Source organism: Haloarcula pelagica, assembly GCF_030127105.1.
GTDB classification, from domain to species: Archaea; Halobacteriota; Halobacteria; order Halobacteriales; family Haloarculaceae; genus Haloarcula; species Haloarcula pelagica.
In genome coordinates this window covers 2,506,167-2,522,541 of sequence record NZ_CP126161.1, presented here as the reverse complement: position 1 = coordinate 2,522,541, position 16,375 = coordinate 2,506,167, and the positions used below count along the sequence as shown (strand labels likewise).

The window sequence follows — 16,375 nt, the reverse complement described above, 5'->3', positions numbered from 1 at the left end:
GAGGGGTGGCGATGAGGTTCCAGCGCGTCCGCCTGGAGAATTTTAAGTGCTACGACGACGCCGACCTGCGACTGGACCCCGGCGTGACCGTCATCCACGGCCTCAACGGGAGCGGGAAGTCCTCGCTGCTTGAGGGGTGTTTCTTCGCCCTCTACGGCGCGACGGCCATCGACGAGACCCTCGGGGACGTGGTCACGCTCGGTGCCGACGACTGTACCGTCGAACTCTGGTTCAGTCACGCCGGCGAGGAGTACCACCTGACCCGGCGAGTGCGGGCGACGGGCGAGCGCCCGACCACCGCCAAGTGCGTCCTGGAGACGCCGACGGGGACCTTCGAGGGCGCCCGTGACGTTCGCGCCCGGGTCACCGAACTGCTGCGGATGGACAGCGAGGCGTTCGTCAACTGCGCGTACGTCCGCCAGGGCGAGGTGAACAAGCTCATCAACGCCACGCCGAGCGACCGCCAGGACATGCTCGACGACCTCCTGCAACTCGGGAAGCTGGAGACGTACCGTGAGCGGGCCAGCGACGCCCGCGTCGGGGTCGGCCGGGTGCGGGACGACAAGCAGGGGGCGCGCTCCCAGCTGGAAGACCAGATCGCCGAGAAGGAGTCACAGGACCTCCACGAGCGGCTCAACGGGCTGGAGACGGAACTCACCGAGGTCCAGTCCGACATCGAACACGTCGAGGAGCAACGGGCCGCCGCCGAGCGGACCCGCGACCAGGCCGAGTCCGTCCTCGACGAGTACGAGGAGAAACAGGCCGAACTGGCGGAGCTGACCGACGACATCGAGTCCCTGGAGTCGACGATCACCGAGGCCGAAACCGAACGAGAGCGGCTGAAAGACCGACTCTCCGAGCGGAAGGACGAGCGCGAGTCGCTGCAGGCGACACTGGAGGAGACGGTCGCGGCGACCGATCTGGACAGTCCGGACCGGGAGGCCGTCACCGCCCGCCTCGACGCCCTCGACGAGCGCGTCGAGGAACTGCGATCGCGCATCGAGACCCAGAAGGTCGAGGCACAGAAACACGGCGGCGAGGCCGAGAGTCTGAGCGAGCAGGCAGAGGAACTGGAAGCGCGCGCGGCGGACCACCGCGAGACCGCGACACAGTTGGAAGCGGACCTCGAAGCCGCGCGCGAGACGATCGCCGACCGGCGCGAGAAGCTCTCTGAGATCGACGCCGAGATCGAGTCCCTCGAAGCGACCTTCGAGGCGGCCGAGATCGACCGGGACGAGGTCGAATCCCACCGGGAGTCGGTCGCAACCGCACTGGCCGACGCCCGCCAGCGGGTGACCGAACTGGAGACCCGCCTGGAGAACGAACGGGCGTCGCTCGCCGAGGCCGAGGCACTGCTGGAAGAGGGCAAGTGTCCGGAATGCGGCCAGGACGTGACCGGGTCCCCCCACGTCGACTCCATCGAGTCGGACCGCGAGCGGATCGCAGACCTGGAAACCGACCTGTCCGAGGCCAGAGAGCGGGTCGAGACACTGGAAGCTGACCTCGAAACCGCCGAGGAACTGGCCGAGGCCGCCGATCGGCTGGCACAGCTCCGGGACACCCGGTCGACCGTCGTCCAGCTGATCGAGGAGAAAGAGTCCGGGCTGAACGCCGACGAGGAACGTATCGAGGAACTCCGTTCTGACGCCGCCGAACTGGACGCGGAGGCCGAATCGAAGCGCGAGGCCGCCACGGCGGCCGAGGAGCGGGCCGCGGAGTGTCGGTCGATCATCGGGGAATGCAACCAGGAGCGGCAGTCGGTCAAACGGTCGATCGGGCGGCTGGAGGAGATCGAAGACCTGCTCGACGAGGTCGAGGACTGCGAGAGCGACATCGAGCAGCTCCGCAGTCAGCGATCGCAGCTCGCCGAAGTCAACGACGAGCGCCGCCAGCGGCTGGCCGAGAAGCGCGAACGGAAACAGGAGCTCGCGGCGGCGGTCGACGAGTCCCGGATCGAAGACGCCCGCTCGGAGAGAGAGCGCGCGGCGGCGTACCTAGAGCAAGCCGAGGCGAAGCTGACGGAACTGCGTGAGCGCCGCGACGAACTCCAGAGCGCGATCGGCGGCGTCAGAACGGAACTGGACGAACTGGAATCGCTGCGCGACCGGCGGGCAGAACTGGCCGAGACGCTCGACCGACTGGACCGGCTGTACGACGAGGCCGAGCAGCTCCAGGAGATGTACGGGACGTTGCGAGCCGAGCTCCGCCAGCGCAACGTCGAGACGCTCGAACGGATGCTCAACGAGACCTTCGAGTTGATCTACCAGAACGACTCGTACTCACACATCGAACTGGACGGGGAGTACGAACTCACCGTCTACCAGAAAGACGGCGACGCCCTCGAACCCGAACAGCTCTCGGGCGGGGAGCGCGCACTGTTCAACCTGAGTCTGCGGTGTGCCATCTACCGCCTGCTCGCGGAGGGGATCGAGGGATCGGCGCCGATGCCGCCGCTGATCCTCGACGAGCCCACCGTCTTCCTCGACTCGGGTCACGTCACGCAGCTGCTCGATCTGATCGAGTACATGCGCGACGAGGTCGGCGTCGAGCAGATCCTCGTGGTCAGCCACGACGACGAACTCGTGGGCGCGGCCGACGACCTGGTCCGGGTCGAGAAAGACGCCACGTCGAACCGTTCGCGCGTCGAACGGGTCGAGGCGACCGTGGCGGAGTTAGTTTAGCGGCCGTCGAGCGCCGCCAGCGCGTCGGCCGTCGTCTCGGTGGCGTCGTACCCGGGCTGGCCGGCCACGGTCGCCTCCGTGACGAGCCCGGCGGCGCGGAACTCACCGAGTAAGCCGTGGAGGTCGCTCTCACAGAGGTCGTAGGCGGCCAGCAGGTCCGTCACCGCCAGGGGGCCACGGTCGTCGAGTTCGACGAGCAGGCCCAGCGATCGGTCGTCGTGGACCGCCGTCAGTAGCCGACGGACCGGTTCGGAGACTGCCGCCGCCGCGGTCTCTAACGGCGACTCGCCCTCGACCGGTTCGAGTCGGTCGTTCGCGACGTGCGTTCGCTCACCGGTCTCGGGGTCCCGGACCAGGCTCGACTCGCTGGACCGTTTGAGCAGGAGGTATCGTGTGCCCGACTCGTCGCGGACGGTTCGCATACGCCTTCGTAGCCGGGCTCGACAATTAGCCGTTGTGTTCCGCCGAGTCGGAAGGGGGTGGCGTGTCCGCGGAGGTGGTCCCCTCGCTCTCGCCGTCGTCGGTCGTCTCCCCGTCCTCGTCCTCACGGGCGTTCACGAACCGGTGATAGCGGAAGTAGCCGTACGCGAACGCGATGGCGCCGACCAGAAACACCTGGACGCCGCGCTCGACCTGTCCCTCGAAGTAGACGAGCATCGGCCCGACCGACAGTCCCAAGAGCGCGACGTTGAACACGATGACGAGCTTCCAGAACAGTCCGGTGGCCTCGCTGGCGGAGCCGTCCCGCGGCGGCTCCGGTGCCGACGGCGCCTCGGGGATCGACGGCCCGAGGCTGTCGGGGTCGAACTCGTCGGGTTCGTGGACGCTCTTCTCGTTGACGACGCTCGGGCCGGCGTCCGGGTCGTCGTTCTCGTCGGGGGGAAAGACCACGACTGGGCTACGGGAGCCGAGCGAAAAAGCGTTCCCGGTCCATCGCGGCGGCCGGATCGGCCGGCGGGCGACGCCGAGTCGGCCCGCTCAGTTGATCTCGTCGAGTGGCATCGTCACGTCCGACTGGAGCCACGCGAGCGGGTTCTGGGCGTCGTAGAACACTGTCCCGTTGTCCACCTCGTAGGTCTCCGTCGTCTGGACCGCGTCCGGAAGGGCCGGCTCCGAACGCAGTTGCTCCGACCGGTCCGCCTCGCCGTCAGGGGATGCGTGGTGCGACATGGGACTTCGTCGTTCGGTATGACACAGCATGACATATACTTTCTGCCCACGACAAATTCGACCGCCGGTGTTTTCATCGGGCACCTCGAAGGGGGGCCAATGAGTGACGAGAGCCAGCGAGCCCTCGGGGATTTCACGGGAGGGAGCGCCAGCGACGGCCGGCCGGCAGACGAGGCGGCAGCGGTCGCCGGCGGCGACGATAGCCACGCGGCGGTCGTCGACATCGACGAGCGGCAGTTCCCGCCTGTCGAGGACACTGTCGAGTTCGTCGTGACCCAGGTCGACTACACCGTCGAGGGGCGAGGTGACGACGAGTTCCCGGTCGTCCACGTCTTCGGCCGCACCGACGACAACGAGCCCGTCCACGCCGAGATATACGAGTTCAAGCCGTACTTCTACGCGCCGGCGTCGTCGGTCTCGCCCGATCGGCTCCGGGGGTACGACCGCATCACCGGCTGGGAGGAGACCGACGCCGACGGGGAGCCCTACGAGTCGATCCGGGGCGAGCGCCTGGTCAAGATCTTCGGCCAGACCCCGCGGGACGTGGGCCAGATGCGTGACGACTTCGACCACTACGAGGCCGACATCCTCTTTCCCAACCGGCTGCTGATCGACAAGGACATCACCAGCGGCGTCCGCGTGCCGGCCCGCGAGAGCGAGGACGGCTCCCTGACCGTCCACCACAGCGAGATCGAGGCCGTCGAGGCAAGCGCCGATCCGCGGGTCAACACCTTCGACATCGAGGTTGACGACCGCTCGGGCTTCCCCGAGGACGGCGAGGAGCCGATCGTCTGTCTCACCTCGCACGACTCCTACGACGACGAGTACATCCTCTGGCTCTACCAGTCGCCCGCGGGCGTCGACGGGCCCGATGCGCTGGCCGGCTACGACCCGATCGGCGACGGCGACCTCGACGTGGACGTGCGGATCTTCCAGAAAGAGGAGGCGATGCTGGAGGCGTTCGTCGACTACATCGTCGACACCGATCCCGACGTGCTGACCGGCTGGAACTTCGACGACTTCGACGCGCCGTACCTGCTCGACCGCCTGGAGGAACTCCAGAGCTTCGACCACGACTACGACCTGGACATCGACCGCCTCTCGCGGGTCGACGAGGTCTGGCGCAGCGACTGGCAGGGCCCGGACATCAAGGGTCGTGTCGTCTTCGATCTGCTATACGCCTACAAGCGCACGCAGTTCACCGAACTCGAATCCTACCGGCTGGACGCCGTCGGCGAGCAGGAACTCGGTGTCGGGAAGGAGCGCTACGCCGGCGACATCGGCGACCTCTGGGAGGACGACCCCGAGCGCCTGCTGGAGTACAACCTCCGGGACGTGGAGCTGTGTGTCGAACTCGACCGCGAGCAGGACATCGTCGACTTCTGGGACGAGGTCCGCACGTTCGTCGGCTGCAAGCTCGAAGACGCCACCACGCCCGGCGACGCCGTCGACATGTACGTCCTGCACAAGCTCCACGGGGAGTTCGCGCTCCCCTCGAAGGGCCAACAGGACAGCGAGGATTACGAAGGGGGCGCCGTCTTCGATCCGATCACCGGCGTCCGGGAGAACGTCACGGTGCTCGACCTGAAGTCGCTGTACCCGATGTGCATGGTGACGACCAACGCTTCACCCGAGACGAAGGTCGACCCCGAGCGCTACGACGGGGAGACCTACCGTGCGCCCAACGGGACCCACTTCCGGAAGGAACCCGACGGCGTCATCCGGGAGATGGTCGACGAACTCCTGACAGAGCGCGAGGAGAAGAAGGAACGCCGGAACTCGTTCGATCCCGACAATCCCGAGTACGAGCGCCTGGACCGCCAGCAAGCGGCGGTGAAGGTGATCATGAACTGCTTCACACCGGACACCGATGTGTTGACGCCCGACGGCGTGCGGAACATCCGGGACCTCGCTGTCGGCGACTCGGTGTACTCGCTGGACCCCGAGACGATGAAGATGGAGGTCAAACCGGTCGTCGAGACGCAGGCCTACCCCGAGTACCGGGGCGACCTCGTCGACATCGAGACGAGCAAGATCGACTTCCGGGTGACGCCGAACCACCGGATGCTCGTCCGGAAGAACGAGACGAACGGGATTACCGAAGACGGATACCGCTTCGTGGAGGCTGGCGATCTCGACGACGCGACCAACTACGAGCTCCCGCACGACTGGGACGGCCCTGACGGCGAACGGCTAGACGAGGTGGACCTCGTCGACATGCTCGACGGTGCGTTCGAGGTGTGGTGTGACAACGACGACCACGGACACACTCTCGCCGCGGAGGTGGGGTATCGTCCGGACAAGATGCAAAAGCAGGGCGAAGACGGGACCGGCTACGTGTTCGACGCCGAGTCGTTCCGGGAGCATCGTGCGTATCTCGACGGGAACTGTTCGGAGTTCTACGTACACGCCGAGCGCGGTCGCAAGTGGGTGCCACGGTTTTACGACGGCGACGACTTCCTCGAACTACTGGCGTGGTACATCACCGAAGGGAGCACCTACACGTCCGAGGACAAGCAGTTCGGTGACCAGTTCCGGGGAAGTTCGACGACGGTGAACATCGCACAGGACGCGGTCCCGGACGGCGGGTCCGGTGACGACCACACGCGGATCGGTACGCTCCTCGACAGCATGGGGTTCGGCGCGTCCGTCGACGAGAAAGGGTATCAGTTCACCTCGAAACTGCTGGGTGATCTCCTCGAACGGCTCTGTGGCAGCGACAGCTTCGAGAAGCGGATTCCCGAGTTCGTGTTCGAAACGACCCAAGCACAGAAACGGGCCTTCCTCGATACGCTCATCGCTGGCGACGGGGACTGGCAGACCAACAGTTGGCGCTACAGCACCGCGAGCGAGCGACTCCGCGACGACGTCTTGCGGCTCTGTGCCCATCTCGGACTCACCGCCAGCTACAACGAAGACAGTGGCACGTACCGCATCTACGTCACCGAGGAGAGCAAGAACACACTCCGGATGCACCGCTCGGGCGGTACCAGCGCCGCCGACGACGGCGTCTACTGCGTCACTGTCGAGGACAACCACACGCTCATGGCCGGCCGCAACGGCAAATTCCAGTTCGTCGGCCAGTCGCTCTACGGCGTTCTGGGATGGGATCGGTTCCGCCTGTACGACAAGGAGATGGGCGCGGCCGTCACCGCCACCGGTCGGGAGGTCATCGACTACACCGACGAGGTCGTCGCGAACGAGGGGTACGAGGTCGTATACGGTGATACCGACTCCGTCATGCTCCAACTCGGCGACATCGGTCCCGAGGATGTCGACGGCGACGTCGAGGTCTCCGACGCGATGCGGGAGAAACATCCCGAGATGAGTGACGCGGAACTCGAACTCATCGCGGCGACCGTCCAGAAGGGGTTCGAACTGGAGGAGACGATCAACGCGTCGTACGACGAGTTCGCGATGGAGCGGCTCAACGCGCAGTTCCACCGGTTCGAAATCGAGTTCGAGAAACTGTACCGACGGTTCTTCCAGGCGGGCAAGAAGAAACGCTACGCCGGCCACATCGTCTGGAAGGAGGGCAAGGATGTCGACGACATCGACATCACCGGCTTCGAGTACCAGCGGTCGGATATCGCACCGATCACCAAACGGGTCCAGAAGGAGGTAATCGACCGGATCGTCCACGGCGAGGACGCCGAGTCGATCAAAGACTACGTCGGTGAGGTCATCGAGGACTACCAGGCCGGTAACGTCGACCTGGACGACGTGGGCATCCCCGGCGGCATCGGGAAGAAACTGGACAACTACGACACCGACACCGCACAGGTCCGGGGCGCGAAGTATGCGAACCTGCTGCTGGGGACGAACTTCCAGAGCGGGTCGAAACCCAAGCGACTCTACCTGGACCGGGTCCACTCGGACTTCTTCGAACGAGTGGAGGCCGAGCGGGGACTCGATCCGGCACAGGACCCGCTGTACGGGGAGTTCCGCCGGGACCCCGACGTGATCTGTTTCGAGTACGCCGATCAGGTCCCCGAGGAGTTCGAGGTCGACTGGGACAAGATGCTCGACAAGACGCTGAAAGGGCCGATCGCCCGGATCCTCGAAGCGCTAGACATCTCCTGGGACGAGGTCAAGAGCGGCCAAGAGCAGACCGGTCTCGGCCAGTTCATGTAGTCACCTCGAAGCGGGCGCCGCCGGCCTCGCCGTCGGTGGCGACGACCGTCCAGCCGTGGGCCTGGACGATGTCACGGACGATAGACAGGCCGAACCCAGTGCCGTCCGAGTTCGTCGTATACCCTTCCTCGAAGATCTCGTCCCCTCTGTCGGAGGGGATGCCACTGCCCGTGTCCTCGACGTAGAACCCCGTCACGTCGTCGACCGAGCCGACGGTAATCGTCACCGGGTCGTCGTTGTGGTCGATGGCGTTCCGGAAGAGGTTCTCGAAGACGTGGAGCAGCCTGTCCCGGTCGGCTTCGACCGTCGGGAGTCGGTCGGCGACGACGACCTCCGAGTCGGCAGTCGAGACGTGTTGTGACGCGTCGGTAGCGACCGCCTGGAGGTCGACCGGGGCGGGGTCGGTGACCTCCTGCCCGACCCGTGCGAGCAAGAGCAGTTCGTCGATGATATCCTCCATTCGTTCGAGCGCTTCCTCGGCCCGCTGGAGGTCGTCGTCATCGGACGCACGGGCCAGCTCCAGCGAACCACTGGCAATCTGAAGCGGGTTCCGGAGGTCGTGGCTCACGAGCGACGCGAACTGGTCGAGGCGCTCGTTCTGTCGTTTGAGCTGTGCGGTCCGCTCGCGGAGTCGGCGCTGGCGGTCGATACGGTCCGTGTCGTCGGTGAAGATGACTACACGGCCGAGATACGCGTCCAGCGAGTCGTAGATCGGTGAGACATCCACGTCGAAGTGCCTGACGCCGTCGTTCGTGTCGACGGAGACAGTCTGACTCGTCTCGTGTGCGCCGGACAGTTCGATGTCGACGCCTGCACTGTCGAAGACGGACTCCAGAGCGGTTCCCCGGATGTCCGGCATCTGGATTATCTCACGTGCACTGCGGTTCAGATCGACGATCGTGTCGTCGCGGTCCAGCACGAGGACGCCGCTGTCGACGTTGTCGAGGACGATGTCGCGGGCGATCGGCGTGACATCGAGCAGCCGGTATCGGAAGATCGCGGCCGCGAACGTCAGTCCCATCACGGCGAACCCGATGGGTGACGGGTCGAACTCGAGCAGTCCGACGATGAACAGGAACGTCGTCGCGCTCGGAACGAGCGAGCCAACGAGGAGCAGTCCGAGCTGGTTCCGGTAGATCCGGGACTGGTTCCGCTGGAGGAACTCCCTGAACAGCAGATACAGCATCGCCAGGGCGAGCGCGTAGACGTGTATCGCCCAGACGTACCACAGCGTCCCCCGGTGTTCGTCGAGTACCGGCGGGGAACTCTGTGGTGTGACCGTCTCGCCGGCCCGCCACAGCCCGTGCCACTGGTTGGTCAGCACGACGGCCAACGCCAGCACGGAGATGCCCGCCAGGAGAACGACCGTCCGCCGTCGGAGCCACCGCTCCCGGTTCGTCGCCGCCAGGACGAACGTGACGAACGCCGGCGGGATCATCACGATACCGACGTACGCCACCCGGTTCCAGAAGAGTATCTCCGATGCGGTCGGGGCACCGAGACGGAGCGCGTCGGCGGCCGACCAGATGCCGACGCCGAGCATGAGAACGGCGAGCGACACTGCCTCCCGCTTGGGCCGGTGGCGAATCGCGACGGCCGCGACCGTCACCGAGAAGACCGCCGTCAGGAGGAAGACGACCGGATAGAGACCCCACAGACGGTAGGCCATGCGTACCCATCTTTGTATCAATCACCCTAAACTTTGGTGTGAGATCAGGAACCGATAACTGGGGCCCACCGAATCCGAGCGCGACCGCGCCACGTGCTCGCGGTCCCGTCGAGACGCGGCGCGCGAGCCACGAGGGGGTCGGGTGGAGAGTCGGTGTTTCACAGATGCGAATATCGCTTTCCGATTCGAAAACCGAAGCGTCGAAACTCGAAACTATTATCAGCGCCACGGCCCATGTTTCGGGTGACCTAAGAGACTACCATGGCAGTACTCGAAATCAACAATCTCCACGCCGAAGTCGCCGAAGAGGACGGTGAGACGATCCTTCGCGGTGTCGATCTCGAAGTCGAGTCGGGCGAGATCCACGCGCTGATGGGCCCCAACGGCTCCGGGAAGTCGACGACAGCGAAGATCATCGCCGGACACCCGGCCTACGAAGTCACCGACGGCGAGGTGCTCATCCACCTCGAAGACGACGAGTTCGGTGACGAAATCGACATCCCCGAGGACCTGCGGACCTGGGACCTGCTCGACCTGGAACCCAACGAGCGCGCGGCGCTGGGTATCTTCCTGGGCTTCCAGTACCCCGCCGAGATCGAGGGGGTCACGATGGTGAACTTCCTCCGGACGGCGCTGAACGCCAAGCTCGAAGAGCGCGAAGAGCTGTTCGAGGAGGACGAGGAAGACGAGCCCGAAGCCGAGGAGGCGACCAACGAGGACGCCGCCGGCTACGACACCTCGCCGATGGAGGGCAACGTCGAAGAGGGCGAGATCGGCGTCGCCGAGTTCCAGGAGATCCTCCAGGAGAAGATGGAGCAACTGGACATGGACGAGAAGTTCGCCTCCCGCTATCTGAACGCCGGCTTCTCCGGCGGGGAGAAAAAGCAAAACGAGGTCCTCCAGGCCGCGATCCTCGAACCGTCGATCGCCGTGCTCGACGAGATCGACTCCGGGCTGGACATCGACCGACTGCAGGACGTGTCCAACGGGATCAACGCGCTCCGTGACGAACAGGGCGCGGGCATCCTCCAGATCACGCACTACCAGCGCATCCTCGACTACGTCGAGCCCGACCACGTTCACGTGATGCTCGACGGCGAGATCGCCAAGAGCGGCGGCGCGGAGCTGGCCGAGAAGCTCGAAGACGAGGGGTACGACTGGGTCCGCGACGAGGTCTACGAGGCCGCGTAACGCCCATCACCCTACACCACTAACCTACACCAAACCATGAGCTCAGATCAAGACCACCTCAAAGAGACCGACACCGAGAAGCGCTTCGAGTTCAAGAAGGAGGAGAAGTCCGCCTTCGAAGCCGAGAAGGGCCTCACCGAGGAGACCATCCGGGTCATCTCGGAGGACAAGGACGAGCCACAGTGGATGCTCGACCGGCGACTCCGCGCGCTCGAACAGTACCACGAGATGCCGATGCCCGACGACTGGCCGGGTGCGCCCGACCTCTCGGCGGTGGATGTCGACGAGATCGTCCCGTACATCCGCCCGGACATCGAGACGCGCGGCGGCGTCGACGACTGGAACGACCTCCCCGAAGAGATCCGGGACACCTTCGACAAACTGGGCATCCCCGAAGCCGAGAAGAACGCCCTCTCGGGCGTCGGCGCCCAGTACGAGTCCGAGATCGTCTACCAGAACATGCAGGAGCGCTGGGAGGAGAAAGGCGTCATCTTCTGTGACATGGACAAGGCGGTCCAGGAACACGAAGAGATCGTCAAGGAGTACTTCATGACCAAGGCCGTGCCGCCCAGCGACAACAAGTTCGCGGCGCTGCACGGCGCCATCTGGTCCGGTGGGAGTTTCGTCTACGTCCCCGAGGACACCACCGTCGACATGCCCGTCCAGGCGTACTTCCGGATGAACTCCGACGGGATGGGCCAGTTCGAGCACACGCTCATCATCGCCGAGGAGAACTCCGAGGTCCACTACATCGAGGGCTGTTCCGCCCCGAAGTACTCCGAGTTCAACCTCCACAGCGGCGGCGTCGAAGTGTTCGTCAAGGAGAACGCCCACGTCCAGTACTCGACCGTGCAGAACTGGTCGAAAAACACCTACAACCTCAACACCAAGCGCGCCATCTGCGAGGCCGACGGAACGATGGAGTGGGTCTCGGGCTCCATGGGCTCGAAGGCCACCATGCTCTACCCGTCGACGGTCCTCAAGGGGCCGGGCGCGACGGACAACCACATCACCATCGCCTTCGCTGGCGAGGGCCAGGACATCGACACCGGCGCGAAGGTCTACCACAACGCGCCGGAGACGAAGTCCACCATCGAGTCCAAATCCATCAGCAAGGACGGCGGCCGCACGAACTACCGCGGTCTGGTCCACATCGCCGACGGCGCCGAGGACTCCTCGACCTCCGTCGAGTGTGACGCGCTGATGTTCGACAACGACTCCACGTCCGACACCATGCCGTACATGGAGATACAGGAGTCGAAAGTCGACGTGGCCCACGAGGCGACCGTCGGCAAGATCGGCGACGAGGACGTGTTCTACCTCCAATCTCGTGGCCTGGACGACGACGACGCGAAACAGATGATCGTCGCCGGCTTCATCGAGCCGATCACGGAGGAGCTGCCGATCGAGTACGCGGTCGAACTGAACCGCCTCATCGAACTGGAGATGGAGGGTTCGCTCGGATAACAATGAGTACGCAGGTACACGCAACACTGACAGCAGAGCAGGTCGAGCAGATCTCGGCCGATCTGGACGAGCCGGAGTGGCTGCTAGAGACACGCTTAGAGGCGTTCGAGGCGCTCGACTCCCTGGCGATGCCGGATGTCATCCGGACGCCCGGCCGCAGGTGGACGAACCTCGACGCGCTCGACTACGAGACGCTGGTCGACCCCCTGGAGTACGCCCAGGACAAGGACCGCATCGACGCCGAGGGCGTCGACGTGCTCTCGTGGACCGAGGCGCTCGACGAACACGGCGACCTGATCGAGGAGCACTTCGGCAGCGTCGTCGACCCCCAGCGGGACTACCTCACGGCGCTGTCGACCGCGCTGTTCTCGGCCGGGACCGTCGTCTACGTCCCCGAGGGCGTCGACGCCGAGGACGTGAAGATCCGGACGACGATGAACAGCCGATCGCTGTTCAACTACACGCTGGTCGTCGCCGAGGACTCGTCGTCGGTGACGATCCTCGAACGCCAGCAGACCGGCGACAGCGATGTCGACGGCGAGCGGTACTACTCCGGCGTCGTCGAGGCCGTGACCGGGGAGAACGCCTACGTCCAGTACGGCACGCTCCAGAACCTCTCCGAAGAGAGCTACAACTACCAGGTCAAGCGCGGCCACGCGAACACCTACAGTACGGTCAACTGGATCGAGGGCAACATCGGCTCGCGGCTCACGAAGACCAGCGTCGAGACGCGACTGCTTGGCGATTCCAGCGAGTCCCAGATCGTCGGCGCCTTCTTCGGCCACAACGACCAGCACTTCGACATCGGTTCCCGGGTCTGGCACGAGGCCGAACACACCGTCGCCGACCTGGTGACCCGGGGCGTCCTCGACGACGAAGCCCGCTCGGTCTACGAGGGGGTCCAGGATGTCGGGACAGAAGCCTGGGACACCTCCTCCTACCAGCGTGAGAACACGCTGATGCTCTCGGACGAATCCGAGGCCGACGCGTCGCCGAAGCTCATCATCAACAACCACGACACCGAGGCCTCCCACTCCGCGACCGTCGGGCAGGTCGACGAGGAGGACATGTTCTACATGACCTCCCGCGGCGTCAATCCGGAGGCGGCGAAGAACATGCTCGTCGAGGGCTTCTTCGTCCCCGTCCTCGACGAGGTCGAGGTCGACGAACTCCGCGAGGATCTGGACGACCTGATCGTCCAGCGCCTCACGCAGTAACCGCCGGGTTTCGCGTTCGCAGTACCTTCTTGTCTCGACGGCTTCGCCGGCGATCCGTGGCCCGATCGAACCACCGGCACAGCCCGTTAGGGTGCCCCCTTATTCACCTCCGGCCCCAGTTACCTGATGCGATGACCGAATCCAACTACGCGCTCCAGGCACGGTTCGAAGCCAAGCCCGACAAGACCGAGGAAGTCGCCGAGTTCCTCGAATCCGCGCTCCCGCAGGCCGAAGCCGAGGAGGGGACGACGACGTGGTTCGCGCTCCGCCTCGACGAGACGACGTTCGGCATCTTCGATACGTTCCCCGACGAGGACGGCCGACAGGCCCACCTCGACGGCGAGATCGCGGCCGAACTGATGGACCGGGCCGACGAACTGTTCGTCGAGGGGCCACAGATCGACGAGATCGAAGTCCTCGCGGCGAAACACGCCTGATCGACGGTTCTTCCAGGGGAAGGACGACACACCGACCGCAACGGCGATACCCGTGCCGCGTGTCGGTCCAGTCATGCCGTTCGAGACGCCGGACCTGCTCGACCCATCCGCGGCCGTTCCGGAGCGACTGTCGACCGACGAGTTCCTGCTCCGGCCGCTGGTGCCCGAGGACGCCGACATCGACTACGAAGCCGTGACCGGGAGCGGTGACCGACTACACGGGATCTTCGGCCCCGACGACGAGTGGCCGACGGGCCTCTCGGAGGCGCAAAACCGGGTCGACGTGTGCTGGCACTACAAGGAACACCAGCGGCGGGACGCGTTCACCTACGGGGTGTTCGACCCCGGCGAGACGGTCGAACTGGGCTGTCTGTATGTCCAGCCGACGCGGGTCGAGGGGTACGACGCCGCGGTGTACTACTGGGTGTCCGACCACGCGATCGAGCGTGGCCTGGCCGAAGCGATCGGGACGGCCTGTCGAGACTGGATCAGGACCGAGTGGCCCTTCGAGCGGGTCGCCTACCCCGGCCGGGACGTATCCTGGAGAGAATGGCCGCCAGCAGGGACCGCGGAGGACTGAGACAGGGCCGTCGCTCAGTCCCAGTGGGACTTGTCGCCGTGGAGCCAGACGTAGTCGTACGGGTCAAGCAGGAACGTGACGCCACCGTCCTCGACGTGGTAGCCGCCCGGGCCGACCTCCGTCGTGGTGTCGGCGTCGGGGACCTCCCACTGGAGGACGGACTCGCGGTAGTCGTCGGCGAAGTTGTGCGCGAAGATGTAGGCGTGGTCGTCGGTGTCGACCCGGTGGACCAGCACGTCCTTGTGACCGGTGTCGGTGATGTGGAAGTCGCCGTCACTGATGGCGGGGTTGTCCTGGCGCGTCTCGACGATGCGCTGGACCTGTGAGAGCAGCGAGTCCGGGTCCTCGCGCTGGTCGGCGACGTTGATCTGTTCGTAGCTGAACTCGTTGCCGACCATCGAGGGGTTGTAACAGTCCTCGCGGTCGGCGGTCGAGAAGCCGCCGTTCTCGCTGTCGTCCCACTGCATCGGCGTCCGGACGGACTCGCGTTCCTCCAGCCAGAGGTCCGAGCCCATCCCGATCTCGTCGCCCGAGAGGATCACCGGCGTCCCCGGATACGAGAGCAGGAGACTGTGAGCCATCGCGATGCGGTCGTGGTCGCCGTCGAGCAGGTCCGCAAGCCGGAGCCGGTGGCCCCGACCGAAGATCCACGAGGAGTCGTCCTCGGGGCCGAAATACTCCCGGGCGTGTTCCAGCGCCTCGTTTGGCAGTTTCAGCAGGTTCCACTCGTCGTGGTTGCGCAGGAAGTTCGCCCACTGACCCACGTGGGAAATATTCGGGAGGAGCTCGTCGGCGTGGTGGAGCGGCCAGGTGTCCCTGACGCCGAGCCCGTACACCATGTGGGCGTTCAGGACGAAGTTGAACATCAGGTCGAAGGCGTTGCCGTCCGCGAAGTAGTAGTCCAGTTCGTCGGGCTGGTCGTCGGCCTCCGCCAGCAGGATGGCGTGGTCTTTCTCGGCGCGGACGACATCTTTCATCTCCTCGAACATCCAGACGCCCTCGGTCGTGGCGTTGTGCCCTTTCGCCTGGAGCATCGGGTGGGCGGCGTCGATACGGAAGCCGTCCGCGCCCTGATCGAGCCAGAACCGCAGGACATCGTGCATCTCGTCGCGGACCTCGGGGTTCGCGACGTTGAGGTCGGGCTGGTGGTGGTAGAACTGGTGGAAGTAGTGTTTGCCGGCGGCCTCGTCGTAGCTCCAGACGCCGTCCTCGTACTCGGGGAAGATGTTGATCGTGTTGTAGGCGTCCTCGACGTGACTGGTCCAGAGATAGTAGTCGTGGTACTTCGAGTCGGGGTCCTCGCGGGCCTGCTGGAACCAGTCGTGCTCGATCGAGGTGTGGTTGAACACGAGGTCGGTCAGGACCTTGATACCCCGGTCGTGGGCCCGGTCGGTGAACTCCCGGAAGTCCGCCAGCGAGCCGAGTCGGTCGTCGACATCGCGGTAGCCGGCCACGTCGTAGCCGTTGTCACGGAGCGGACTCGGGTAGAACGGACGTAACCACAGACAGTCGACACCCAACTCGTCGATGTAGTCTAGTCTCTCGATGAGGCCCTGGAAGTCCCCCCAGCCGTCGCCGTCGCTGTCGTTGAACGTCTTCACGTCGAGCGTGTAGATAACGGCATCCTCGTGCCAGCCTGGGTCAGTCATCTCTTGGCCTACATCACCGTGTCCCGGGTAGTGAGCGTTTCGACTCGGGAGGGCGGCCCCTCCCCCGATAGACGGTACGAGCCGGGATCCCGCCGGTTTCGGGCCATAGCGTTCACTCACGGCGAGGTGCGATCGTCCCCAGCGTCCGTGGAACCGTCCACGTCTCGGGCCGGAACAGGG

General features: G+C 65.2%; 12 protein-coding genes. 7 read left to right on the top strand and 5 right to left on the bottom strand.

Features of this window, described 5'->3' with window-relative positions:
- Window positions 1-11: 11 nt before the first annotated feature.
- On the top strand, window positions 12-2,681 hold the full coding sequence (rad50, locus tag P1L40_RS13245) for a DNA double-strand break repair ATPase Rad50 (protein WP_284007654.1): 2,670 nt from the start codon (window positions 12-14) through the stop codon (window positions 2,679-2,681).
- Here rad50 and P1L40_RS13240 read toward each other — a convergent pair.
- From P1L40_RS13240 to P1L40_RS13230, 3 genes are all read right to left on the bottom strand, one after another.
- Entirely contained in the window at window positions 2,678-3,103 is a 426-nt protein-coding gene (locus P1L40_RS13240; protein WP_284007652.1) for a DUF7346 family protein, read from the bottom strand. The two genes, rad50 and P1L40_RS13240, sit on opposite strands and share 4 nt — an antisense overlap.
- 25 nt (window positions 3,104-3,128) lie before the next feature.
- A complete protein-coding gene (locus tag P1L40_RS13235; RefSeq protein WP_284007651.1) occupies window positions 3,129-3,572 on the bottom strand; it encodes a DUF7322 domain-containing protein in 444 nt (147 codons plus the stop codon).
- Window positions 3,573-3,659: 87 nt separating this feature from the next.
- On the bottom strand, window positions 3,660-3,851 hold the full coding sequence (locus tag P1L40_RS13230) for a DUF7331 family protein (protein WP_284007650.1): 192 nt from the start codon (window positions 3,849-3,851) through the stop codon (window positions 3,660-3,662).
- Between the two features lie 99 nt (window positions 3,852-3,950).
- Between P1L40_RS13230 and P1L40_RS13225 the strand changes: the two genes are divergently transcribed.
- Complete coding sequence (locus tag P1L40_RS13225; RefSeq protein WP_284007649.1) at window positions 3,951-7,985, top strand: DNA polymerase domain-containing protein; 4,035 nt, start codon at window positions 3,951-3,953, stop codon at window positions 7,983-7,985.
- Here P1L40_RS13225 and P1L40_RS13220 read toward each other — a convergent pair.
- Window positions 7,978-9,654 (bottom strand): sensor histidine kinase, encoded by a 1,677-nt coding sequence (locus P1L40_RS13220; protein ID WP_284007647.1) that lies wholly within the window; start codon window positions 9,652-9,654, stop codon window positions 7,978-7,980. The two genes, P1L40_RS13225 and P1L40_RS13220, sit on opposite strands and share 8 nt — an antisense overlap.
- A gap of 261 nt (window positions 9,655-9,915) precedes the next feature.
- Between P1L40_RS13220 and P1L40_RS13215 the strand changes: the two genes are divergently transcribed.
- The 5 genes from P1L40_RS13215 to P1L40_RS13195 all read left to right on the top strand — a co-directional run bounded on the left by P1L40_RS13215 (window position 9,916) and on the right by P1L40_RS13195 (window position 14,546).
- The gene (locus P1L40_RS13215) at window positions 9,916-10,845 is read left to right on the top strand and encodes an ABC transporter ATP-binding protein (RefSeq protein ID WP_284007645.1); all 930 of its coding nucleotides are present in this window, start codon (window positions 9,916-9,918) and stop codon (window positions 10,843-10,845) included.
- Window positions 10,846-10,881: 36 nt separating this feature from the next.
- Complete coding sequence (sufB, locus tag P1L40_RS13210; protein WP_284007643.1) at window positions 10,882-12,312, top strand: Fe-S cluster assembly protein SufB; 1,431 nt, start codon at window positions 10,882-10,884, stop codon at window positions 12,310-12,312.
- 2 nt (window positions 12,313-12,314) lie between these two features.
- Window positions 12,315-13,529: a Fe-S cluster assembly protein SufD gene (sufD, locus tag P1L40_RS13205; protein ID WP_284007641.1), complete on the top strand. Its 1,215-nt coding sequence runs from the start codon at window positions 12,315-12,317 to the stop codon at window positions 13,527-13,529.
- A gap of 131 nt (window positions 13,530-13,660) precedes the next feature.
- Window positions 13,661-13,966, top strand: coding sequence for a putative quinol monooxygenase (locus tag P1L40_RS13200; RefSeq protein ID WP_284007639.1), 306 nt, complete (start codon window positions 13,661-13,663; stop codon window positions 13,964-13,966).
- Window positions 13,967-14,039: 73 nt separating this feature from the next.
- Window positions 14,040-14,546 (top strand): GNAT family N-acetyltransferase, encoded by a 507-nt coding sequence (locus P1L40_RS13195; protein WP_284007638.1) that lies wholly within the window; start codon window positions 14,040-14,042, stop codon window positions 14,544-14,546.
- A gap of 14 nt (window positions 14,547-14,560) precedes the next feature.
- On the opposite strand, the gene P1L40_RS13190 is transcribed toward P1L40_RS13195, so the two are convergent.
- Window positions 14,561-16,195 (bottom strand): alpha-amylase family protein, encoded by a 1,635-nt coding sequence (locus tag P1L40_RS13190; protein ID WP_284007637.1) that lies wholly within the window; start codon window positions 16,193-16,195, stop codon window positions 14,561-14,563.
- Window positions 16,196-16,375: the final 180 nt, after the last annotated feature.